Origin of the sequence: Lysinibacillus sp. NPDC097279, assembly GCF_044761745.1 — a bacterium.
Taxonomy (GTDB): Bacteria; Bacillota; Bacilli; order Bacillales_A; family Planococcaceae; genus Lysinibacillus.
On record NZ_JBIWDA010000003.1, the window covers coordinates 65709 to 89195 of the forward strand.

At 36.6% G+C, this 23487-nt stretch carries 26 protein-coding genes; 18 read left to right on the forward strand and 8 right to left on the reverse strand.

Going from position 1 to position 23487, the window contains the following annotated elements; all coding sequences use genetic code 11:
• Positions 1-54: 54 nt before the first annotated feature.
• Positions 55-1011 (reverse strand): LytTR family transcriptional regulator DNA-binding domain-containing protein, encoded by a 957-nt coding sequence (locus ACIQ1H_RS14100; protein WP_402889589.1) that lies wholly within the window; start codon positions 1009-1011, stop codon positions 55-57.
• A gap of 28 nt (positions 1012-1039) precedes the next feature.
• Positions 1040-1612: a dienelactone hydrolase family protein gene (locus ACIQ1H_RS14105; RefSeq protein ID WP_402889591.1), complete on the reverse strand. Its 573-nt coding sequence runs from the start codon at positions 1610-1612 to the stop codon at positions 1040-1042.
• A gap of 462 nt (positions 1613-2074) precedes the next feature.
• On the opposite strand from ACIQ1H_RS14105, the gene ACIQ1H_RS14110 reads away from it, so the two are divergent.
• The 5 genes from ACIQ1H_RS14110 (at position 2075) to ACIQ1H_RS14130 (ending at position 6363) form a co-directional block, all read left to right on the forward strand.
• On the forward strand, positions 2075-2908 hold the full coding sequence (locus tag ACIQ1H_RS14110) for an alpha/beta fold hydrolase (protein WP_402889592.1): 834 nt from the start codon (positions 2075-2077) through the stop codon (positions 2906-2908).
• Between the two features lie 204 nt (positions 2909-3112).
• Entirely contained in the window at positions 3113-3829 is a 717-nt protein-coding gene (locus ACIQ1H_RS14115) for a carboxymuconolactone decarboxylase family protein (RefSeq protein ID WP_402889594.1), read from the forward strand.
• Positions 3830-3842: 13 nt separating this feature from the next.
• Complete coding sequence (locus ACIQ1H_RS14120) at positions 3843-4529, forward strand: CoA transferase subunit A (protein ID WP_173478795.1); 687 nt, start codon at positions 3843-3845, stop codon at positions 4527-4529.
• Complete coding sequence (locus ACIQ1H_RS14125; RefSeq protein ID WP_173478794.1) at positions 4522-5157, forward strand: 3-oxoacid CoA-transferase subunit B; 636 nt, start codon at positions 4522-4524, stop codon at positions 5155-5157. Before ACIQ1H_RS14120 ends, ACIQ1H_RS14125 begins: the two co-directional genes overlap by 8 nt.
• 12 nt (positions 5158-5169) lie before the next feature.
• Positions 5170-6363 (forward strand): thiolase family protein, encoded by a 1194-nt coding sequence (locus tag ACIQ1H_RS14130; protein WP_402889596.1) that lies wholly within the window; start codon positions 5170-5172, stop codon positions 6361-6363.
• 32 nt (positions 6364-6395) lie between these two features.
• Here ACIQ1H_RS14130 and ACIQ1H_RS14135 read toward each other — a convergent pair whose 3' ends face one another.
• Positions 6396-6722: a DUF3870 domain-containing protein gene (locus ACIQ1H_RS14135; protein ID WP_173478792.1), complete on the reverse strand. Its 327-nt coding sequence runs from the start codon at positions 6720-6722 to the stop codon at positions 6396-6398.
• 108 nt (positions 6723-6830) lie between these two features.
• On the opposite strand from ACIQ1H_RS14135, the gene ACIQ1H_RS14140 reads away from it, so the two are divergent.
• A complete protein-coding gene (locus tag ACIQ1H_RS14140; protein ID WP_402889598.1) occupies positions 6831-8162 on the forward strand; it encodes a short-chain fatty acid transporter in 1332 nt (443 codons plus the stop codon).
• 42 nt (positions 8163-8204) lie between these two features.
• Here ACIQ1H_RS14140 and ACIQ1H_RS14145 read toward each other — a convergent pair whose 3' ends face one another.
• Positions 8205-8474 (reverse strand): hypothetical protein, encoded by a 270-nt coding sequence (locus tag ACIQ1H_RS14145; RefSeq protein ID WP_402889600.1) that lies wholly within the window; start codon positions 8472-8474, stop codon positions 8205-8207.
• Positions 8475-8573: 99 nt separating this feature from the next.
• Between ACIQ1H_RS14145 and ACIQ1H_RS14150 the strand changes: the two genes are divergently transcribed.
• From ACIQ1H_RS14150 to ACIQ1H_RS14175, 6 genes are all read left to right on the forward strand, one after another.
• A complete protein-coding gene (locus ACIQ1H_RS14150; protein ID WP_402889601.1) occupies positions 8574-9203 on the forward strand; it encodes a carboxymuconolactone decarboxylase family protein in 630 nt (209 codons plus the stop codon).
• Positions 9184-10083, forward strand: a complete 900-nt coding sequence (locus tag ACIQ1H_RS14155) for a 3-hydroxyacyl-CoA dehydrogenase NAD-binding domain-containing protein (RefSeq protein ID WP_402890020.1) — start codon at positions 9184-9186, stop codon at positions 10081-10083. Before ACIQ1H_RS14150 ends, ACIQ1H_RS14155 begins: the two co-directional genes overlap by 20 nt.
• A 51-nt stretch (positions 10084-10134) precedes the next feature.
• Complete coding sequence (locus ACIQ1H_RS14160; protein WP_402890022.1) at positions 10135-11199, forward strand: zinc-dependent alcohol dehydrogenase; 1065 nt, start codon at positions 10135-10137, stop codon at positions 11197-11199.
• On the forward strand, positions 11200-11880 hold the full coding sequence (locus tag ACIQ1H_RS14165; protein ID WP_173478787.1) for a cyclase family protein: 681 nt from the start codon (positions 11200-11202) through the stop codon (positions 11878-11880).
• Positions 11881-12191: 311 nt separating this feature from the next.
• Entirely contained in the window at positions 12192-13706 is a 1515-nt protein-coding gene (locus ACIQ1H_RS14170) for a DEAD/DEAH box helicase (protein WP_370635699.1), read from the forward strand.
• A 156-nt stretch (positions 13707-13862) separates the two neighbouring features.
• Positions 13863-14642, forward strand: a complete 780-nt coding sequence (locus tag ACIQ1H_RS14175; protein WP_402889604.1) for a YqhG family protein — start codon at positions 13863-13865, stop codon at positions 14640-14642.
• Positions 14643-14710: 68 nt separating this feature from the next.
• On the opposite strand, the gene ACIQ1H_RS14180 is transcribed toward ACIQ1H_RS14175, so the two are convergent.
• Positions 14711-15031 (reverse strand): ArsR/SmtB family transcription factor, encoded by a 321-nt coding sequence (locus ACIQ1H_RS14180; RefSeq protein ID WP_402889606.1) that lies wholly within the window; start codon positions 15029-15031, stop codon positions 14711-14713.
• Positions 15028-15453: an SRPBCC family protein gene (locus ACIQ1H_RS14185; protein WP_173478783.1), complete on the reverse strand. Its 426-nt coding sequence runs from the start codon at positions 15451-15453 to the stop codon at positions 15028-15030. Before ACIQ1H_RS14185 ends, ACIQ1H_RS14180 begins: the two co-directional genes overlap by 4 nt.
• 176 nt (positions 15454-15629) lie before the next feature.
• On the opposite strand from ACIQ1H_RS14185, the gene ACIQ1H_RS14190 reads away from it, so the two are divergent.
• A complete protein-coding gene (locus tag ACIQ1H_RS14190) occupies positions 15630-16265 on the forward strand; it encodes a LysE family translocator (RefSeq protein WP_173478782.1) in 636 nt (211 codons plus the stop codon).
• Between the two features lie 556 nt (positions 16266-16821).
• On the opposite strand, the gene ACIQ1H_RS14195 is transcribed toward ACIQ1H_RS14190, so the two are convergent.
• Both ACIQ1H_RS14195 and ACIQ1H_RS14200 read right to left on the reverse strand, forming a co-directional pair.
• Positions 16822-17628: an SDR family NAD(P)-dependent oxidoreductase gene (locus tag ACIQ1H_RS14195; RefSeq protein ID WP_173478781.1), complete on the reverse strand. Its 807-nt coding sequence runs from the start codon at positions 17626-17628 to the stop codon at positions 16822-16824.
• Between the two features lie 649 nt (positions 17629-18277).
• On the reverse strand, positions 18278-19591 hold the full coding sequence (locus tag ACIQ1H_RS14200) for a short-chain fatty acid transporter (RefSeq protein WP_402889608.1): 1314 nt from the start codon (positions 19589-19591) through the stop codon (positions 18278-18280).
• Positions 19592-19897: 306 nt separating this feature from the next.
• Here ACIQ1H_RS14200 and ACIQ1H_RS14205 point away from each other — a divergent pair, with 306 nt between their 5' ends.
• From ACIQ1H_RS14205 to ACIQ1H_RS14225, 5 genes are all read left to right on the forward strand, one after another.
• Complete coding sequence (locus tag ACIQ1H_RS14205) at positions 19898-20779, forward strand: LysR family transcriptional regulator (protein WP_402889610.1); 882 nt, start codon at positions 19898-19900, stop codon at positions 20777-20779.
• Between the two features lie 117 nt (positions 20780-20896).
• On the forward strand, positions 20897-21607 hold the full coding sequence (locus ACIQ1H_RS14210; protein WP_173478778.1) for a CoA transferase subunit A: 711 nt from the start codon (positions 20897-20899) through the stop codon (positions 21605-21607).
• A complete protein-coding gene (locus ACIQ1H_RS14215; RefSeq protein ID WP_337982220.1) occupies positions 21607-22248 on the forward strand; it encodes a 3-oxoacid CoA-transferase subunit B in 642 nt (213 codons plus the stop codon). The genes ACIQ1H_RS14210 and ACIQ1H_RS14215 overlap by 1 nt, the downstream gene beginning before the upstream one ends.
• A gap of 77 nt (positions 22249-22325) precedes the next feature.
• Positions 22326-22940, forward strand: coding sequence for a nucleoside/nucleotide kinase family protein (locus tag ACIQ1H_RS14220; RefSeq protein WP_402890023.1), 615 nt, complete (start codon positions 22326-22328; stop codon positions 22938-22940).
• 70 nt (positions 22941-23010) lie between these two features.
• A complete protein-coding gene (locus ACIQ1H_RS14225) occupies positions 23011-23418 on the forward strand; it encodes a VOC family protein (protein ID WP_402889612.1) in 408 nt (135 codons plus the stop codon).
• Positions 23419-23487 lie beyond the last annotated feature (69 nt).

Here is a 23487-nt window from a genome sequence, read left to right on the forward strand (position 1 = left end):
CGTCAATGGAGAAATATACAGCTGACAGGAGTCGTTTATTTCCTGGGAAATCTACTATATTCCGAGTATTTCTTTTAAATCTGCTAGTTTGTTTTTCGACAAAGGTACAATTGTTTTTTCGTTGCTATTTAATGCAAGACTGTAGCTATTACGCGTCCACGTAATAATCTCACGTACTTTTTGCAGGTTAACAATATAAGAACGATGGCTTCTAAAAAAGCCGAATGGTGTCAATTTTTGTTCTAATTCATTCAGGGATAATGTACATGGATAAGCTTCATTTGCAACATAAACACTTACAATACCTTCCACACTTTCAATGTAATCTATTTCTGGAGGATTAAATAAAATGATTTTGTCATTTTTCTTCGTTGGAATTTTATCAAGCCTTATAGGTGCATTTTCAATAGGAGTAGAAGCTGTTTCCATTTCCTCCTCTTTAACATCGAGTGCATGTAAACCGAATGCATCCAATCTGTATATTTTCCCGCACGAAATAATTAGGTCCTCCAAATTGTTTGAAAGTAAAACTACGGATTTTTCTTGTTTTTGAAGTGCCATTAAAAGCTTGAGCACATTTTGTTTCGAAAATTCATCTAAGTTTTGAAGGGGTTCTTCGATTATTTGAGTAGGAGCTGAATTTAAATATGTATATAACAATTTTAAACGTTGTTTTTCCCCATGTTGAAGTTTAAGAATTTTAGTATTCCTTTGATCAGTTAAAGCAAATAGTTTTAAAATGGCCTCTTTATTATGTAGATGGGGTGAAAAAAGTTTTATAGAAAAATGGATATACTCATCCACTGTTAGTCGTTCGTATAATGCACCTTCACGAATATGCGTATATGTCTTTTCTTGCTTTGTAAACCAATGCATTAAAGTGTTGATTTTCGTTACATCTGTGTGGATACCTACAATCGTTCCTATATGCAAAGGAAGTTGAAAGCTTGGAAAGATGACATTTCCTGATTCCGTGTATGGATCAATTTCTAAAAGCTGCTGTTGATTCAAAATGATAACCTCCATTTCATAATTAGTTTTATAAAAAATTTTTAATAGATGCCTGCGCTAGCATAGCACTTTCTTGATCAAATGAAGCGTTATAACGATCCATAAAGCCATGTTTCCCTGGAAATTGTATCGTTTGTACAAAGGGATGACGCTTTAGTGTATGACTCAATTCTTCGACATTAAAACTTTTTTCAAAACTAGGGAAAATAATTAGTGTCGGGCAATTCGGTTGCAAGTCAACATATTGGCGAATGCGGGAGCCGTAGATACAAACAACACGATACAACGGCAGTTCGGCAAGACGCCAAGCAAGTGTTGCGCCTACACTATAACCAATTACAATTACTTTTTCATATTGTTGTATGGCAGTGTTTAGTTGTGTAATGAGCATTTCTAAAGGCGCATCAAAGCCAATTTCATTAGTGAAATAGTGGTAAGCTTCCTTTTCCTGATTATAAGTAAAGCTTCTTTTATCTGTATAAAGATGAATACAAACTACCTCGGTATGCTTATCCATAAAGGAACATGCCTGTTCTCGAATAAAATCATTAACCCCATAAATTTCATGTATTATAAATATTTTTCTATTTTTTCTATTCAAAAGAGACTCCTTTTTTCTTTTTCAAATAGTGTAACAAAAAGTAATTCTGCCGTACATTTAATCCATTAAAAGTAAATTTATGGTTTGGCAATTTTTATGGCAATATAGTTTTATTTCAATAAGGAAATAACTTGAGTAATACAAATGTATATAATTGGTAAATATCTAAATAACAATAGTTTTAGCCCATATAGAAAATGTGAAATGGAAATTAAAAAGAGATATTAATTATTTTAAAATAATGTTTTTTCTGAGAAAAGTAAGGTAGATTTTTCTAAATATTGCAATGAAAAAGGTGCAATGTATGTATTCGTTCTAGAAAAAATTTTTTGACTTTTTTGAAATAACAATGTAAAAATAACTTTATCTTTGTTCGGCGAATGTTTAGGTGAGGGATAATGAATGTTCCTCTTACAAATGTGCTTTTACACGCCGCATAATTTATAAGGGAGGATGATGGAAATGGAATACCAAACAATAGAAGTGAATGGTAGTGCGTTACATTTTGTAGATTATCCAGGCGAGAAAGGGACTATTATTGCCGTCCATGGTTTAACTGGTAACCATATGCAAATGCATTACTATGCTGAGCTTTTAAAAGGTGACTATCGTTTTATTTCGGTTGACTTAAAAGGGCGTGGTAATAGTGCACCAGCACCTGCAAATACAAGTATTGAGTTACATACACAAGATATTTTAGCTTTGCTTGATGCATTAAACATTGAGAGCCCAATATTAATGGGTTACTCAATGGGAGCATTTATTATGGCGAATGTTGCTAGTAAGCGTAAAGATGTAAAAGGGGTCATTTTACTTGATGGAGCAGCAACTTGTACAGATCATCAACGCCAAATTGTTGAGCCATCACTAGGTCGAATTAGCAAGCCGTATGAATCAGCAGATGCGTATATCGAGGAAATAAAGGCAATTTATGGTCGGCTAGGTGTGGAATGGACGGATCATTTAGCTAGTGTCGGTCGTTATGAAATTGCAGCCCAAGATGGACATTGGGGAAATAAGTCTGATGAAGAGAAAATTCGTTTAGATTTTCAAAGTTTTTATGACTACAAGCCTGCAGAGGTTTTTGAAAAAGTGGACTGCCCAATCCTTTTAATTCATTCAACTGGTGGTATTGGAGCAATGCCCGCATTATTTTTAGCAGAATCTTATACTGAAACACTTAAATATGCCAAAAATATTTGGAAATTCACTTCAAATAGCAATCATTACACTTTGGTATTTGAAGAGAGAAAAGATGTTAACCGAGTAATAGCGCGCTTTTTAGAGCGTTTTTGAAAAAAAGAGTTGCAGTTTTTAAAATTTTATGCGAATAATTAAATAACAAATATTAAATGCCTATCAAGCAGCTGTAGAAAAATGACCTTTTTCTACTTTCCCTGCTTGACTGTTGGCTACACTTTTCTAAACGTACGGTATATGCCGTCTTTGGGGAAGTGTGGCCTTTTTTTATTCAAAATTAACAAAAAGGGGATTTGTTGGATGAATACAGGATTAGAGTATTTTAAAAAAGTTTATGATGTTGTACCTGAATGGGTGCAAAAAATGCATGATTATAATCCAGCAATGCTAGACCATTATACAGCACTACGTGGCGCAGCTATGGCACCAGGTGTCCTATCTGTCAAAGACAAAGACATTTTATTAGTTGGCATGAATGCTGCAAGACATTATGCACGTAGCATGGTGTACCATACAAAAGGCGCCATGGATGGTGGGGCTACACTTGAGGAATTGATAGAGTACTTGCTTATAGCATTTAACTATGGGGGAGAAAGAGCCTTACAAATTGGCTTGCAGTCCTTTGACTATGCTTTAGAACTAACAAATACGACTGCTGATAAAATTTCACATGATGCTTCAGCAATTGAGATTGTGCGCTATTATAGTACGTTTGCTTCAACAAATCAAAGTAAGGCCTATTTTGAGAGATTAGTAAGCTTCTTTGTTGAAAAAGATGAAAACGCTTTAAAAGTGTCGTTGCTTGATAGCAATGTTGTTTCGACGCAAATGAAGCATATTTTGATGACAGGCATTTACACAACAGTACTGAAAAATGAGGAAACAGATTATTGGGCTAAACAATCACGTGAAGTAGGTGTAGAAGAAGCAGAATTGGCAGAGTTGGGCTATATTTGCCTATTAACAGCTGGCATTCCTTCTTGGTTTGAAATCAGTGATGCGCTTATCCAAAAGTAATGGAGTGAAGACAATGAAAATTTATGAATCCGTAGAACAGGCTTTATCTTGTGTTGAAAGTGGTCAAACGATAATGGTAGGTGGCTTTGGCTTAGTAGGTGGGCCACTTACTTTAATAGATGCTCTAGTAGAGTTAGAGATTAATGACCTAACCATTATTAGCAATAACTTAGGAGAAAAAGGGAAGGGTCTTGGGAAATTGCTAGAGCAAAAGAAAGTAAAGAAAGCAATTGGCTCATACTTTACTGGCAATCGAGATGTTGGCGAAGCATTTCAACGAGGAGAACTCGAAATTGAATTATTACCCCAAGGTACATTAGCTGAATCGATTCGAGCTGGTGGTGCAGGAATTGGTGGTTATTATACGAAAACGTCTGTTGGAACAGATTTGGCGAAAGGGAAAGAAACAAAACTTATCAATGGTGAAGAATATGTTTTTGAGCAAGCATTAAAGGCGGATGTCGCAATTATTCGTGCACATAAGGCAGATAGACTTGGGAATTTAGTGTATTACAAAACTGCACGGAATTTTAATCCGATTATGGCAACTGCAGCGAAGACTGTCATTGTTGAGGTAGATGAAATTGTAGAAGCAGGCGAACTAAGCAGTGATGAGATCATTACGCCACATTTATTCATTGATCGAGTGATTGTAGCACAGAAGATTTTAACGAAGGAAGGCGTTGTGGATCATGGCTAATCCAATTCAGGAGCTAATAGCAAAAAGAGCTGCTAAAGAAGTTGCAAATGGACAAATTATTAATTTAGGAATCGGTATCCCTACACTTGTTGCAAAGTATGTAGAAAATGACAATGTCCACTTTCATACAGAAAACGGCATGCTAGGCGTAGTAGGTGTAGATGAGGAGGATATTGATCCGAATGTAGTGAATGCTGGAAAAATGCCAGTTGGAGAAGCAATTGGTTCATCCTTTTTTAATAGTGCAGAATCATTTGGCATGATTCGAGGGGGGCATGTAGATGTCGCCATTTTAGGTGTATTACAAGTGGATGAACAAGCACGTATCGCCAATTGGGCAGTTCCAGGGAAAAATATTATTGGTGTTGGTGGTGCAATGGATTTATTAATCGGTGCACAGAAGGTCATTGTTACAATGACGCATACATCAAAAGATGGTAAAAGTAAGATTATAAAAAATTGTACTTATCCGATTACCTCAACACGTAGCGTGGATACGATTATTACTGAATTGGCTGTTTTTAACTATGTGGATGGACAGTTACATTTGGTTGAATTAATGCCTGGCATTACATTACAGCAAGTAGAGGCTAGCACTGAAGCAAGCTTTGTCAATGCGTTGAAATAGGAGGGATATTGCATGAAAGAAGTAGTTATTGTAGAAGGTATTCGAACAGCTATAGGGAAGTTAGGCGGTTCATTGATTAATGAGACAGCGGATATTCTTGGTTCAACAGTTATTCGCGAACTTCTAAATCGTACACAGCTAGACCCCACACTAATTGATGAAGTGATTTTGGGACAAGCAAAACAAAGTGCGGATCAATCCAATGTGGCGCGTCTTGCATCTCTACGTGCAGAGCTACCAATTACCGTACCTGGTTATACAGTACATCGCCAATGTGGTTCTGGCCTACAATCCATTAATAATGCGGCACAGCAAATTGCTCTTGGCTATAGCGATATTATTATCGCAGGGGGAACAGAATCCATGAGTACAGCTCCATATTACTTACGCAATGCTCGCTATGGATATGGCGTTGGTAATGCTGTCCTGTTAGATCCGAATACAGAAAGCCAACCAGGCTCACAACCGTTTGAAGTTTATGGCATTTCAACGATGGGGGAAACAGCAGAAAATTTAGCCGAAAAATTTTCTATTTCCCGTGAAGAGCAAGATGCATTTGCACATCGTAGTCAAGAACGCACAGCAAAAGCTATGCAAGAAGGTTATTTTGACAAACAAATCGTACCTTACGAAGTGAAAAAGCGAAAATCAATAGATATTTTTGATAAAGATGAACATCCATTTTTAACGAGTAAAGAGAAGTTAAGTACGTTAAAACCTGTATTTCGTAAAGGTGGATCAGTAACAGCGGGCAATAGTAGTGGGCGTAATGACGGTGCAGCTGCATTGCTAATCATGTCGAATGAAAAGGCGCTAGAACTAGGCTATAAGCCAAAGGTAAAAATCATTGCTCAAGCAGCCGCGGGGGTTGATCCATCGATAATGGGGATCGGTCCAGTTCCAGCGACATTAAAAGCCTTGAAGCAAGCAAATTTATCGATTCAAGATATTGATATTATTGAGTTAAATGAAGCTTTTGCTGCGCAATCTATCGCAGTAATTAATGAGCTTGGGTTAGATATAGATCGAGTAAATCCGAACGGTGGTGCGATCGCCATGGGGCATCCTATTGGGGCAACTGGTGCCATTTTAATGACAAAACTTATTCATGAGCTTGAACGAACAGGCAAGCGTTATGGCTTAGTAACATTATGTATCGCAGGGGGACTTGGTGTTTCAACTATCGTTGAAAACTGCCAAGCATAGTGAACACCGAGTACATGACTCGGTGAAAATACTTAGCTATCTTTTTGAATTTTTTCAAGATATCTTTTTTGCGCAGACTTTAGAGCTACTACGACGGATCCACTTGATGGAGCATAATAGTGCTCATCTACACGAGCAATTAATTCATCAATATTGGCGGTAAGATCAAAGCCAATTAACATTCGTTTAAAGAAATCTTGAGCAAGATCAGTAACAAATGTAAATTCTGCATCAATAATTTTATGACTTTGTTGATCGATTTCTAACACAATGCCGGCATGTTTGTACATCTCGTACATAGACGTGCCTTGGGGTGCCTTAGCATAAGCGGTCACTAAAATACTAGTTAATTTTTGCAAGAAAATGCCCTCCAACATGTAAAGATTGTGATTTCATTTTATCATGTTTACACGTTAAAGAGCTAATTCCAAAAATTACTTAGGAGAACACATCAAGGGGGAAATTGTATGGAAAAGTTAACGAATTTTTTCACAAATGTAATGAAAAAATATTTACCAGATCCATTTGTATTTGCAATTGGACTTACATTATTAACGTTTGTATTGGCTCTAATAGTTGAAGATATTAGTTTTATGGATCTAACAACTGCCTGGGGTGGTGGCTTTTGGGATTTATTAGCCTTTACAACACAAATGGCTGTCATTCTTGCAATGGGTTATGTATTAGCTACAGCACCTATAACAGATAAGTTATTAAATAAAATTGCAAGTATGGTTCACACGCCAAAAATGGCAATTATTGTGGCAACACTTGTTGGAGGTATCGGTAGTTATTTAAACTGGGGATTTGGTTTAGTAATTGGTGGGATTATCGCGAAAAAATTAGCATTAAAAGTTAAAGGGGTCCATTATCCGCTAATTATTGCAGCTGCCTATTCTGGATTCACTTTCTATGGATTAGGTATATCTGCTTCTATTCCGATTTTAATTTCAACGCCTGGTCACTTCTTAGAAGGTGCCATGGGCTTAGTTACATTATCAGAAACAATTTTTAGCTTACCAATGATTATTACAACAATTGTTTTATTAATTACATTACCGCTATTTAATGCAATGCTGCATCCAAAAGATCCTAAAAATGTTGTGGAGATTGATCCCGCATTATATGCAGACCAACCAAAGGCAAAATTAAACCTTTTGGAAGACAATACATTAGCGAATAGATTAAATAATAGCCGCATTCTAGCATACGCAATTGGTGCGTTAGGGCTGATTTATATTGTAATCTATTTCACAAAAGGAAATTCATTAAACTTAAATATTTTAAACTTTATTATTTTATTTTTAGGCATTATTTTACTAGGCACGCCTGCTCGTTATGTTGAGCACTTAGCTGATGGGGTTAAAACGATTTCAGGAATTATACTGCAATTTCCGTTCTACGCGGGGATTATGGCGATCATGGCAGCTTCTGGTTTAGTGGACACTATTGCTAAAATATTCGTTGACCTATCAAACGAACAAACACTACCTTTCTGGGGATTAATTAGTTCCTTCTTCATTAACTTCTTTGCACCATCTGCAGGAGGACACTGGACAGTACAAGGTCCATTTATGATTGAGGCAGCAAAAGAATTAGGCGCATCCTTATCAGAGACGTCAATGTCCGTTATGTTAGGGAATGCTTGGAACGATTTAGTACAACCATTCTGGATTTTACCAGCACTGGCACTTTCTCGCTTGAAGTTAAAAGATATTATGGGCTTCCTAGTTATGATTATGTTCTTCGTAGGTGTTATTTACATTATAGCAATGTTAGCTTGGTCATATTTACTTTAGAAAATGATGAGTTAAGGTTATAGGATTTCAGCAAAAAATTCGCTAAACTTCTGTGAGAAAGCGAGCCAAGCGAGCCTCCGCAGATGCTTTAGCATTTAGAAGGGGTTGCGGTTCCTCCACAGAAAGAGAGCGAATTTTTTGCATTGAAGGAAGCTCGTGAATCGCCGATAAGACAGTGAAAATCGCCGATAGAAGCTCGTGAATCGCCGATAAGACAGTGAAAATCGCCGATAGAAGCTCGTGAATCGCCGATAAGACAGTGGAAATCGCCGATAGAAGCTCGTGAATCGCCGATAAGACAATGGAAATCACCGATAAAAGCCCGTGAATCGCCAGTAAACCCGCGGAAAGCATCCGCCGTAGCGGACAGCGACATATGTCCAATCGCCATAACCTGAGGGGGAAATATAAATGTCCAGCATGTATCAAGCACTTCTAACAGAAGGGGCTTTAACAAGAAAAGAAAAAACATTGTTACTTGTAGGATTATTTGCAGCAAGACGTGAGGAAAAACAAATGCTTTATTTTGTAAAGCAAGCAGTGGAAGAGGGCAATGCTGTCACAGAAATAGCAGAACTAATTGCATCAGCTATTATTTCGAGAGGTATTCCAACTTGGTTATCTGGAATAGAAGCTATCACTTATGCAATTCAGCTATCAGGTGACGCACATGCCACTAAAATCGGCAAAGAGGTTGATACATTTTCCTCCCAGCGGGAATGTATTGACTATTATCAAAGAGAGTTTGATGTATTACCAACATGGATTCAATATTTAGTAGATTATGCACCAGACACTTTACTAACATATAGCAATTTGCGTACAACATCTTTACGAGATGGTGCAGTATCTAGATTACTGAAGGAATTATTGCTGTATGCTATAAACGTTTGCGATGGCTATGAAAAAGGCATTCTGATTCATAAAACAAATGCCATTTCACTCGGTGCGAGTATCGATATTTTAGATGAGGTAAAAGCAATATGTATTTATGCGGTTGGCATCAAAGCTTTATGGAATGATGAAGAAAGTAAAGCTTAACGAAGGAGAACTAACAATGCAAAAAGTACTGATAATAGGCGGAGGCTTTATGGGCTCGGCTATCGCGAAATATTTTGTGCAATATAACGTGGATGTTTATTTATATGAGCCTAATATGGAAAGATTACAGCAATTGAAGCAGCAATCTGATTTACACCAAATTACTTTTTTACAGCAACTAGAACAAATTGATGATTTAACATTTGTTTTTGAAGCAATTGTTGAAAATTTACAGGCTAAGCAATCTTTATTTGAACAGCTGGATTCATTTTATGGAAAAGAAGTTACGTTTTGTACCAATACTTCAAGTTATTTAATTAGCGATATTGCAGTGAATATGTTGCATAAAGAACGCTTAATCGGGACGCATTTCTTTTCTCCCGCACATATTACCCCTTTAATAGAAGTGGTACCTAGCGCTTATACAGCCCAGGAACGGGCAAATGCTACTATGGAATTTTTACAGGGTGTTTGTAAAAAGCCTATTTTGTTACAACGGGAAATTGAGGGCTTTGTAGCAAACAGACTACAAAGTGCACTTGCAAGGGAAGCGATGTCTTTAGTTGAAAAAGGAATTGTAACTGCTGAAGAGCTCGACTTTATTGCTAAAATGAGCCTTGGTGTACGATTAGCTCATACAGGACCACTTGAGCAACGGGATATTAATGGTTTAGATACACATTATGCCATTGTCGATCATGTATACCCGACTTTAGAGAATGGTACGAAACCACTTGCAATACATCATGCAAAAATAGAAGCCAAACAATATGGTATGAAAACCAATCAGGGCTTCTATGATTGGTCATCTATCGATAAACAACAATATTTAGCCGAAAAAGAAAAGATCCTAATAGATATTATTAAATTAGTTCAGTAGCGATCCATTAAAAGCAGTAAATATGAAATGAGAATAGGAGTCGAATTGGTGATGGAATATACAGCATTAGTAAAGTGTTCAGCAAAGAAAAAGGATGTTCAATTTAAGACCTATTCTGTTCCTGAATTAAATAGTAATGAATGTTTATTAAAAGTAAGTGCCGTTGGAATTTGTGGAAGTGATTTGCATATGTATGACGGGCATGGTGGCTATGACTGGGTCTCGTATCCACTTGTGCTAGGGCATGAAGTAACGGGAACAGTAATAGCTATGGGGGATTGTGGTGATCAAGCACTTTTAAATAAAAGAGTGGTCATTAATCCATATAAAAGCTGTGGGGTATGTGATTATTGTCAACGTGGTGAAACGAATTGTTGTGATTTTAATGACTATAAATTAATCAAAACACCGACGGAGGCACTGCGATATGGATTCCGTGAGGCTGGTGGCATGGCACAGTATATGGTAGTCGATGTAAATAATATTATTGTCATTGACGATGCAGTAAGTGATGAAGTAGCAGCTATTTCGGAAGCATTAGCAGTTAGTTATACAGCCGTTTTAAAAGTACCTGATTATAAGAATAAGGCGATTTTAGTAATTGGACCTGGACCGATAGGATTAGGGGTAGCAGCTATATTAGTAGGAGCGGGTAATCAAGAAACACATATGCTAGGAGTTCCACAAGATGAAAATCGTTTGCATTTAGCACAAGAGATCGGAGTACATGCAACATTTGTTTCTACGGAGGAGCTGATTCACGATAATTTTGCAGGCTATGATGCTATCATTGACTGCTCTGGTCATCCAGCTATTCCGAAAGAGGCACTTCGTTTACTTAAACGTGGTGGACAGCTTGTATTAGTCGGCATCAATTCTGCTGAGTTTGCTGTGCCAATGGATCAAATTGTACGTGGTGAAATAATGATAAAAGGCAGTTACGGCATTACACAAGCTAATTATGAAGCGGTTTTACAAATGGCTGCGGATGCAAACTATCCATTTAATAAGTTAATCGCACACACTGTTCCATTTAAAGATAGTCTGGATGGTTTTGAAAGTGCCCTTAATAAAGTAAATGGCAAAGTTGTGATTCAGTTTAAGGAGGAAATTTAAATGAAAATTATTGATTTAACATTAGAAATTTATGATGGTTTAGTTTCTTACACATCCCATCCACCGATTGCGATACAAGAAGAATCCACTTTTGATAATTCTGGTCATCGCTACGTAGCTCCATGTGAAGGATTTGAATCTCGCTTTTTACGTATGTCTGATCATAGTGGAACACATATTGATGCTCCTCTTCACTTTATAAGAGGTGGGGAATCTACTGCTGAAATGGATTTAACAAAAACATATGGCGATGCTGTCTTACTTGATGTTTCCTCTTTCAAGGATCCATTTGAACCTGTTACAGCAGAGATGCTTTCACAGGCTGAGCAAAGACAAGGAATTACTGTTCAGCAAGGTGATATTGTGTTAGTAAGAACACGCACTGCAAAGTGGGGCCAAGGAGACTTTTTTGAAGAGCATGCATTTGCAACTTGTGCAGGTGATTGGTTATTTGACAAACAAGTTAAATGCATCGGTCTTGATTTAGCGAATATAGATGTTCATGACAATATGAAACGTGAAGTACATTTAAAGCTGCTAAGTGTTCCTATTTATATAGTAGAAAACCTAGTTAACCTTGAACAGTTACCTTTAAATGACCGTTTTACTTTTATGGCACTGCCGCTTAAATTGAAAAACTCAACTGCATCGCCAGTAAGAGCTGTCGCATATGTGAAGTAACGTGAATAGTAGAAGGAGAAGGCATAAAAGCCTTCTCTTTTTATGATTCAATACTATGCGAAAATCTTTTATAAAAACTAACGTCTTCTATCTTCCTATATAGCTTGGATATTATTATGCTTCGTTTTAATCATTAAATCCTCTTTAATTAAATTTTAATCAATGCTCCAAATTTATTTCTCGAATTAAATTATTGAACGGTAAGAAGTCATTTGCATGTCACTTAAAATATGTATATTTTTTCATGAGCAAAATCTAACATAGCTTTTTCTTTTTTGGACAACCTAATTTAGAAATAATAGCATGAGGTGATGATCATGATTGTGGAGAGGTCGTCCGATTGGCAAGAAGGATTGATAAATAGGCTGGAAAACGATGAAAAATGGCATAGTTGGACTTTGTACAAAACGAACTATGAAATTGTGAAAATGAATTTAATTCCGGAATTTACAGGTTTACAAGCAACAAAGTTTTTACCAAAGCTAACACCACTTGCCCATCAGCTAGAAGCAGCGCAAACCGTTATAGAACGAATGAATGGGAAAGCGATACTTGCAGATGAGGTGGGGCTAGGGAAAACAATTGAAGCTGGCTTAATACTAAAGGAATACATGATACGAGGGCTAGTGAAAAAAGCGCTAATTTTAGCACCTGCATCTCTTATTAATCAATGGATTGAAGAATTAAATCAAAAATTTCATATTCCAGCTATTGCGTATAAAAAAAATTGCCCGATTGAGCGTTACGATATTGTTATTATGAGCATGGATACGGCAAAAAAAAGCCCACATAAAGAATTAATTTATGCGCAAAATTATGACATGATTATTATTGACGAGGCACATAAATTAAAAAACCATAAAACACAAATTTATGAATTTGTGCAAGGATTAAAGAAGAAGTTTTGCTTATTATTAACGGCTACACCGATTCAAAATGATGTTTTTGAGCTTTATTATCTTATTTCTTTACTGAAGCCAGGTCATCTTGGCAATTATGAGACGTTTCAATCTGCGTTTTCAGCAAGCAAGCACGATTTACAGCACGATGACTATTTAAAAGAACTAGTAAACCAAGTGATGGTAAGAAATCGAAGAGAGGACACGGGCATCGAATGGACTAGTCGACGTGTTCAAATAGTGCCTATTCAATTTAGCCCTGAGGAAATGGAAGTTTATCATTTGCTTGGCTCGCTAACCTCAACAGGCTCCTTCTCATTAATTACATTGCAAAAAGAAATGTGTAGCAGCAAAGAGGCAACAGCTTTAACGCTGTCCAAAATGCTTGAAAATAGTTCAGAACGCGAGGAGCTAGAAGCAATTCTTGCAAAAGTTATGTCATTAGAAGTGAATTCTAAAGCTGAGAAGACGCTAGAGATTATTGAGCAGGCTAAAGATAAAGTCATTATTTTTACTGAATATCGTGCAACTCAAATCTATTTACAGTGGTATTTACATTCACATGGCATAACGAGTGTTTTATTTAATGGGAAGTTTAATAAAAACAAGCGGGATTATATGAAGCATATATTTAAGGAAAAAGCGCAAGTATTAATTGCAACAGAGGCAGGGGGCGAAGGGATTAACCTTCAATTTTGCCATCATGTAATTAACTACGATTTGCCTTGGAATCCAATGAAGCTTGAGCAACGCATAGGTCGTGTTCACCGTTTAGGACAAGAACATGATGTCCATATTTATAATCTTGCGGTAGAAGATACGATTGAAAAGGATATTTTGGCATTACTGCATACAAAAATCGATGTTTTTGAAAAGGTAGTAGGAGACTTAGATGCCATTTTAACAAATTTCAAAAAGTCTGTATAACCCGATTAATAGAAGTTTTCTACTAGTGAGGATTGCTATTCTTAATAAAAAAAGGCATTGGCATATGTCACAGATTTGAAGAGGAGCTTTTCGAGCAGACTGACAAATCTAAACGCAATATCCCAAGCCATAATTGATTTGTAAGGGGAGAGGGGCATGTATCCACAACAGGTTCACAGTTATTTACGACAATTTTTTTTAGAAAATGAATGCGAAATGGTATGGGAGAGTGACCATTACTTAACAGTACAATTAACGATTGCTGTTGATAAGAGAATTATGAATCGCCCCTTTTACTGGCAATACGTAGAAGCGACAAATAGCGAACCTAACCCTGCACAAGTAACCTTTATTACAGATCAAAGTGCATTGTCAGAAAAAATAATCGGGGAAGTCGTCCATTTTGGTTCTCCAAGGCTCAATCAATTGTTTCAAGCTACGAGAGAGCTAGGAGCGTATGTCCAAATGTTTCAAAAAGTAGATGCGAGTATAGGGCAAGTCATGCTTACTCCTTGGCTTGGTGTAAATTATAAAGTGTCGTATTGTTGTGACCGAACGAAAGAAATGCTGTATTCTTTTGGTATTAACTTACTGACAGGGACAATAAATGATCATTTCCATGAAACAATAAATCATTTTGAGTGGGATATGAAGCAGTCGGAAAATGCTTTTTATGTACAATATATAATTAAGCCTTTACGTGCGCTTCAACGCTTGGATGAAGCGATTGATGCAATTATTCAACAAGATGATCATACATGGGCTGAACAGGCTAAAAAGAGATGGCAACGGGATCAACGCGTGTTAGACTTCTTTTATGAAGATGTGGAAGAAAAGCCAGAGTGTTATGAAATAGAGAGAAAAGCATTAGAAGAACAATACGATGCAAAAATTAAAATCGAAATTGTAAATGGTGGATTATTTTATATGAGATAAAAGAAAGCCGCAACGATTGCATATGCAAATTGTTGCGGCTTGTTTATTTTGCTGCCATAAAAACTAGGTCAATCGTTTTCGACCATCGTTTGTAATTGTGCCAGTTTATTATCCCAAAATAAATGAAAGTATTGTAACCAATCTTCAATTTCTTTTAAGCGTTCAATGTGTAACGTGTAAATTTTTTCTCGCCCCTTTTTTTGGGCGGATACTAGCTTGGCTTGCTCCAATATGTGTAGATGTTTGACGACAGCAGTTCTGCTAATCGTAAAATGCTCTGAAAGAAGAGCTATTGGTTTATCGCTTTCGGCTAGCAGTTGAAGTACATGACGTCTTGTTGGATCAGCAATTGCTTGGAAAACATCATACTGTTCTGCGAGCTGTGTCATTTTGTTTCTGCAATCTCTTTTAGCTTTTTACCAACAAGCATTGTCCAGCCACCATCCATATTTTGACGAACAGCTTCCGCTGACATGTTAGCTTTTGGAATAATATGAGATGCTTCTTTCCAGCCGCCATGTGTTAATGTAAATTCTGTTTGCTCTCCAACTTGCTTTAACTCGAATGTGACAAACCAGCCATCAGTATCCCATGCAAAACGCACAAAATGAGGTGCATCTACTTTTTCTACTTTACATGGGGATGGACCAAATGGAGATTGTAGTGTAAATTCATGTCCTTCCACAGGTTTAAAATCATTTGGCATAAACCAAGAACCAAGTTTTTCGGCATTTGTAACTGTTTCCCACGCCTTCTCGATAGGCGCATTTAGTGTAACAGTTTTAACGATATTTTGTAGTTGCTCTGACATTGTATAGTCTCCTTTTTATAAAAAATATAACCATAAGGTGTTACGAATATATAACACCTTATGGTTATATGTCAATCATAAAGGAGATGGAAAAATTTTTAAGTGGTCTCTTTTTTGAGGAGGTAACGTATGGTAGAATTATTTTTATAATTTTCAGACGGATAGGAGGGAGTAGCATGGAAAATTTTCCGATGTTTTTATTGATGTGTATTTTATTAATAATTTTACCTGGACCTGATACTGCTATTGCAACGAAAAATACTTTAACAGTTAATAAAAAGGGTGGGTTACAAACAATACTTGGCTCATGTTGCGGTTTATTAATTCATACACTAGCAGCGGTTATCGGACTCTCTGCAATTATTGTAAAGTCAGCCTATATATTTGCTATTTTAAAATACGTTGGAGCGGTGTATTTATGCTATTTAGGTGTAAAAACATTATGGACTTTAAAGACCATTCGCACGCAGTCTCCAGTCGTAAATGATGACACTCAAATTGATAATAAATATGGGCATCAATCATGCTTTAAGCAAGGTTTCTTAACGAATGTTACAAATCCAAAGGTAGCCGTATTTTTTTTAACGTTCTTACCGCAATTTGTAGATGGCTCAAACAGCACATTTTTCCCATTTCTACTAATGGGGCTTATTTATACCGCCTTGACTGCACTATGGTTCATCTTCTATGTATATTTATTAGATAAAATTAGTACTTTTATGAAAAAACCTATGACAAAGGCAGTAATCGAAGGCCTAACAGGAACGGTTCTAATTGGCTTTGGCATTAAATTAGCATTAGAAAAAGCATAGGTGCCAGGCACTCAAACAATTTCTTATGCATTCTATAACTACAAAGGAAAAATCCACGAAGACTCCTGCGGGAACGCACGCATCGTAAGTCGCAACAAACCGCGCGACAGCGAGGGTTGCGGCTTACAACGTGCCCGCGGAAAGCGAAGTGGATTTTAACGCTTTAAGAAGCTGATATGATGCTAGATGCATACCTATACGATTGTCAGGCACTCAAACAATTTCCTATGCATTCTATAACTACAAAGGAAAAATCCACGAAGACTCCTGCGGGAACGCACGCATAAGTAAGACGCAACAAACCGCGCGACAGCGAGGGTTGCGGCTTACAACGTGCCCGCGGAAAGCGAAATGGATTTTTACGCTTTAAGAAGCTGATATAATGCTAGGTGCATGGATTGTCAGCCACTTAAACAATTTATTAAAAAAAGGCTGTAGACAATTCCAAATTTCTTTGGAGTTTATCTACAGCCAGAGATACCGAAAATATAAGCCTCTGAATCTCAACACCTTTTACGCTGATCGTAAGTTCAACTTCAATCAGCTCAAAAGGTTATTATTTTTGTTGGTTTGCAGCCCAAACATTTGTATCTGCAATTGTTGGGTTAGCAATATAATGGCCACCTTCAATTTGAAGAGTTTGACCAGTCATGAATTTAGATTCATCAGAAGCTAAGTACACTACTGCGTAACCGATATCATCTGCTTCACCATTGTATGGTAGGGCATTGTATTTTGTGAAAATTTCTAGTAATTCTTTTGGTAAACTGTTTTTAGCAGCAGGAGTTAAAATTAATCCTGGAGCGATAGCGTTACAACGGATTTTATCTTTACCGTATTGAGTAGCAATGTATTTAGTTAAGTGAACTACGCCAGCTTTAGTTGTACCGTAAGCTGTACGGATTTGGTCACTTGCAAATCCACCCATAGAAGCAGTGTTAATGATAGAACCACCACCAGCTTTTTGCATATGTGGAATTGCGAAACGGCTACCTAGTAATACTGATTTTAAGTTGATGTTAACTAGGCGATCGAACTCTTCTAAATCCATATTCACAACATCTAAATCTTTTTGTAAGTTTGTTGAACCAACATTGTTAAATAATACTGTTAAAGAACCGAATTTCTCAACAGTGAATTCTACTGCTGCTTTGATTGAATCAGCATCACCAGCATCTAAAAATACTGCAGCTGCTTCATAACCTTCTTTTACTAATACATCAGCAATTTCTTTTGCACCGTCAAGATTATAGTCAGCAATAACAACTTTAGCTCCTTCTTTAGCTAATAAAGTTGCTGCTGATAAACCGATACCTGACGCTCCGCCAGTAACAAGTGCTACTTTATTTTCAACACGTTTCATAATAAAATTCCTCCTAGTTTGAGTGATAAACTGAGTATTGACAGTTAAACATAAATCATACTCATTACTACTTCATTTAATTGACAATAGATAGTTTACCACTAAACTAAAAAGATTTGAAATAAAAAGCATAGTTTGTTGTCATTTTTTTCGCTTATGTAGTTGGGCTAGAATTAGAATAAAGACTAGCACAAGTGTTGTCTTAACGTTAAATTCCACATATGTATTGGTGTATAGAAATTTATTTAATAGTTACTTAGAATTCGTAAAAATAAGCTTTTTTAATCGTTCCTCCATAATCTTTTTCTTTTCTAGACGGTCTTTTTTAATTTGAAACATTCTTTTTAAAAAGAATCCCCCTAATATAATGGCACAAAAAATAATGATATAAATTAGCATCCGCAAAATCCCTTTTAATATTATTTAATAGAACAGTGGCGACCAGAGTTATAGCTACTATCTCCTAACTTTTATAAAATTGCGACAAAATACTTATGTATTTATAGTATGCTAAAGCCTCAAAAACGCCCAACTAGTCAAATATATCGACTTTTGCGGAAATTTACCATTACTTAGTCTTTGAAATAAACAAAAAACCCCACAAGAACGTTAAAAACGTTCAATATGAGGTTCTAAAAGGCTATCTTCATTAGAAGAAGTATAACCCAATACTGATGATAACTCCTGTAAAGAGAAGGATAAATAAACAGAAGCCCATAATATCCTTTGCTTTTAAGCCAGCAATTGCAAGAGCAGGTAGAGCCCAAAATGGTTGAATCATATTCGTCCAAGCATCGCCCCAAGCAATAGCCATAGCAGTTTTAGCATAATCAGCGCCTAATTTAGTTGCTGCATCCAACATAATTGGTGCTTGAACTGTCCATTGGCCACCACCGGAAGGCACAAAAAAGTTTACAAGGCCTGCAGAGTAAAATGTAAATAAATAGAATGTATGGTCATTAGAGATGTTAACAAACCACTCAGAAAATACAGCGGCTAAGCCAGAAGCGGTCATCATCCCCATAATGCCGGCGTAAAATGGAAATTGAAAAACAATACCTGTTGTAGTTTTAATAGCATCTTGCGCTGCCGCTAGAAAGCGTTGCGGTGTGCCGTGGAAAATGATACCGAGCACAATGAAAATAGTATTTACAACATTTAAATCTAATACAAATCCTTTCGTTATGAAATGATGTATTAAATAAATAACACCAATAAGTCCGATTAAGATTGTTAAGACATAACTACGCTCTGAACGACTTGCAAAATGGTTATCTGCTTTAGGTAGCTCTATTTTTTCCTCTTTTAATAAAGATGGCTCAACTTCAACTACATCTTCTTCTTTTGGCATCATCCAACGGTTAAAAAATGGAAGTGTTAGTATGATGACGATTACAATAAATAGATTGTACGATGAGAAAAGTGTAACGTTTGTTGGTACAACACCCATAATATTTGCAAATGGATGCCCATCTGTTGCAATAGATAGTGGTACTGAACCTGCTAAACCACCGTGCCATATAACAAATCCTGAATAAGCACTTGCGATTAGTAAACGATAGTCCACTTTTTTTACATGACGTGCAATTTCCTTTGCAAAAAGTGCGCCGATTACAAGCCCGAATCCCCAGTTAATCCAGCAAGCAATTAAAGAAACAAATGTCACTATAATAATTGCCATACTTGGGGTTTTAATTTTACTAGCAACGGACGATAAACCTCTTTTAAAGACTGGACTATTCGCTAAAATATGACCAGCAGCTAAGACTATGACCATTTGCATTGTAAAAGCTAACAACCCCCAGAAGCCATCTCCCCAATAAGTAACCATATTTAAAGGTGAGGAATCTGTTAACGTGACCCCTAATAACAACACGAGTACTGTGAGTATAGTGACAAATATGTATGGGTCAGGTAAATATTTTTCCATAATAGCATTTGATATTCGTGTTAACGTTTTCAATTAAGTAATCCCCTTTCTATTTCATCCATCCCTTATTTCTAATATTACATAGAGAACAAGGTAAATAAAGAGAAAAATGGAATTAATGACAGATTATGAAACGTTAAATAGAAATGAAAAAATATAATGTCCCTCAAGAATAATAGACATTAATATTATTTTATATATAAGAAAACCTTATCATTCTTGTATTTATAGGTATTTTGCTTTCGAGGAAGGATTATAAAATTATGAGGAGAATTTATAACTAATTAATACTTTAATGAATTTTTCCATAACAAATTAGAATAAATAAGGGGTTTTCATATGGAGTTACGAGATTTAAAGGCGTTTATGGCAGTAGTAGAACATGGAAATTTTACGAAAGCAGCAAGTGAAAGCTTTGTATCACAGCCCTCATTAAGTAAGAGCATTAAAAAGTTAGAAGATAATCTTCATGTTGAGTTATTAAATCGTTCTACAAGACATGTAGAGTTAACGGATGCTGGTAATATCGTTTATCAACAAGGCCAAAAAATTATGCGTTCTGTCCATGATTTGCACATATTGCTCGATGATTTATTAAACATCAAAACGGGATCTATTAAATTGGGTATCCCTCCGCTCATTGGTACTTTGTTTTTCCCCGACATTGCACGTAAGTTTCATCAACAATATCCAAATGTTCATTTAGAGCTAGTCGAGCGTGGAGCAAAATTAGTTGGTACTTTAGTAGAAAGTGGAGAAGTAGATATGGGCATTGTAGTTTTACCGACTGACGAACGGAAATTTAATGTTCAATCTTTCGTTGAAGATCAATTTTATGTTTTTATTAATGACCAACACCCATTAGCCAATCAAGAACAGATTTTATTGCAAGAGCTAAAAAATGAAACGTTCATTATTTTTACTGAGGAATTTTCATTGCATGATTATGTTATTAAATCATGTAAAAGTGCAGGCTTCACACCAATAATAGGGTATAAAAGTTCACAATGGGATTTAATTGTGGAGCTGGTGTCCTCGAATTTAGGCGTGACCCTTTTGCCATACTCTATTGCAGCAAAGCAAACGAATCGGAATGTGAAAATCATCCCTTTAAAAAATTTTTATATGCCGTGGCGTCTCGGTGTAATTACAAAAAAAAATACATATCAATCTTATGCGTTAAAACAATTATTAAAGACTATTCGAACGGAAAAAGAATAGTATCCATCGATTTATGCAAAATGAGCATAAATACCATTCCAATTAATCCCTTTACTTATAAAACAGGAATGAGGTAGAATTTTCTTTAATAAACGAGCAATTTTAGGGGGTTTCAATATGGTGGACGGGAAAGTATGGAATTCGTTTGAGGAAGCCGTTGCAGATATAAATGATGGCGCTACGTTAGCAGTAGGGGGTTTCGGTTTAAGTGGTATTCCAGAAAAGGCTATTGCTGCGTTACAACAAAAGGGAACAAAGGATTTAACCGTAATTAGTAATAACTGTGGTGTAGATAATTGGGGATTAGGATTATTACTAGCAAATAAACAAATAAAAAAAATGATCGCTTCCTATGTAGGGGAAAATAAAATATTTGAACAGCAATTTTTAAGTGGTGAGCTGGAAGTTGAACTTGCACCACAAGGAACATTGGCAGAGCGTTTGCGAGCAGGTGGAGCAGGTATTCCTGGCTTTTATACAGCTACTGGGGTTGGAACGCCAATTGCTGAAGGTAAAGAGGTCAAGGTTTTTGATGGTAAGGAATATATTTTAGAAGAAGGAATTGTTGCAGACTTTGCGCTTGTCAAAGCATGGAAGGCAGACAAGCTAGGCAATTTAATTTATCGAAAAACATCGCGTAATTTTAACCCGTTAGCAGCGATGTCAGGCAAAATTACAATTGCGGAAGTGGAAGAAATTGTAGAAGTGGGCGAACTGGATCCAGATCATATCCACACACCAGGTGTCTTTGTGCAACGTGTATTACTCGGGGAAAACTATGAAAAACGTATTGAACGTTTAACTGTTAAAAAGAAGGAGGAAGCATGATGGCGGATACAAGACATAAAATTGTGAATAGAGCTGTCCAGGAAATACAAAATGGCATGAATGTTAATTTAGGTATCGGTATTCCAACACTTATTGCCAATGCCATTCCTGCTAATTATGAGGTGCTTTTACAATCCGAAAATGGACTCCTTGGAATCGGCCCATATCCAGAGGAAAGTGCGGTAGATGCTGACCTCATCAATGCTGGCAAAGAAACAGTGACAGCTGTGCCAGGCGCATCTTTTTTTGATAGTGCTGAGTCCTTTGCCATGATTCGTGGCGGGCATATTGATCTTGCGATTTTAGGTGGAATGGAAGTTTCCGAAACAGGTGATCTTGCCAATTGGATGATCCCAGGGAAAATGGTAAAGGGCATGGGAGGCGCCATGGATCTTGTTGTCGGTGCGAAAAGAGTCGTCGTTGTGATGGAGCATGTGAATAAAAATGGAGAGTCAAAAATTAAAAAGCAGTGTGAGTTACCGTTAACAGGTAAAGGTGTTGTGCACAGATTAATAACGGACTTAGCTGTTTTTGATTTTACAGCTACAGGAATGCAGCTAATAGAACTAGCAGAAGGTGTAACATTGGAGGAAGTAAAGGCGAAAACCGCTGCTTCATTCGATGTTGCTTTATCCCAATAATTTAAAAAAGACCAGTTTACTTTATTTAGAAGTAGACTGGTTATTTTAATTTTAGGAGCGTGAGATAATTGCTTAGGGTGTCTCAGGTAACAACGGAAGTAATAAAACGATTTAACAGTCTAGATAGAGGACAAAGGCCGCTTATTGTTGCCATTGACGGATTAGGTGGGGCAGGAAAAACAACTGTTGTAAAGGAACTAGTGGGCACGCTGGAAAATGAATATATCATCAATGTGCTACATATCGATGATTACATTGTAGAAAGTGAAAAACGTTACAATACTGGCAATGAAGAATGGTTTGAATATTATTTTTTACAATGGGATATAGAGTTAATAAAAAAGTGCCTTTTAAAAATACATAATAATCACCAAGAATTAACACTGCCTTTTTATAATCGGGCAACGAATACAGTGATAAATAGTAAAAGGCTATTTGTGTCGAATAGTATTTTATTAATAGAAGGCGTCTTTCTTCAGCGTAATGAGTGGAGGGAATTTTATGACTACACGATATTTTTAGAATGCCCAAAACATGTTAGGGAAGAAAGAGTTTTAAAGCGTGATTCATATATAGGGGACGTATCAGCAATAAGGAAGAAGTATGAGGAAAGATATTGGGTTGCGGAGGATTATTACTTAACAAAGGAACAGCCGTTACAAAAAGCAGATTTACTATGGCACGCGGAATAGAACTCAGACTATTGACTGTTCTCCTCTCAAGTTTTCCCATTATATAATCGTCCTAGAAGGAGAGATGGCGATGAAAGAACAATGGGCAAAAGAAGTTGTACAGGTTCGTGTTGCAAGACCAACTCATCAATTAACGGCAATCGAACGGTTTTATTGTGAAGGTGTAGGTTTAGAAAAGATTGGTTCGTTTACAGGGCATCGAGGCTACAATGGAATGATGATTGGTCTGCCGAATGCTAATTATCATTTAGAATTTACGGAGCACATTGAAGGAAGCCCGTGTCCCGCACCCACAAAGGATAATCTTCTTGTGCTTTACATGCCAAACATTGAAGCAATCCAACGCATTGTACAACGACTGTCGCAAATGGGTTATCCAGAAGTGGAGCCAGAAAATCTTTATTGGGCAGAAAAAGGTGTAACGATTGAAGATCCAGATGGCTGGCGTCTTGTATTAATGAATACAATGGGCATATAAATTTTTATATTCGGTAAAGGACAACATGTATCACCCTCACTTTTATATGAAGGGAAACTATACATAGAT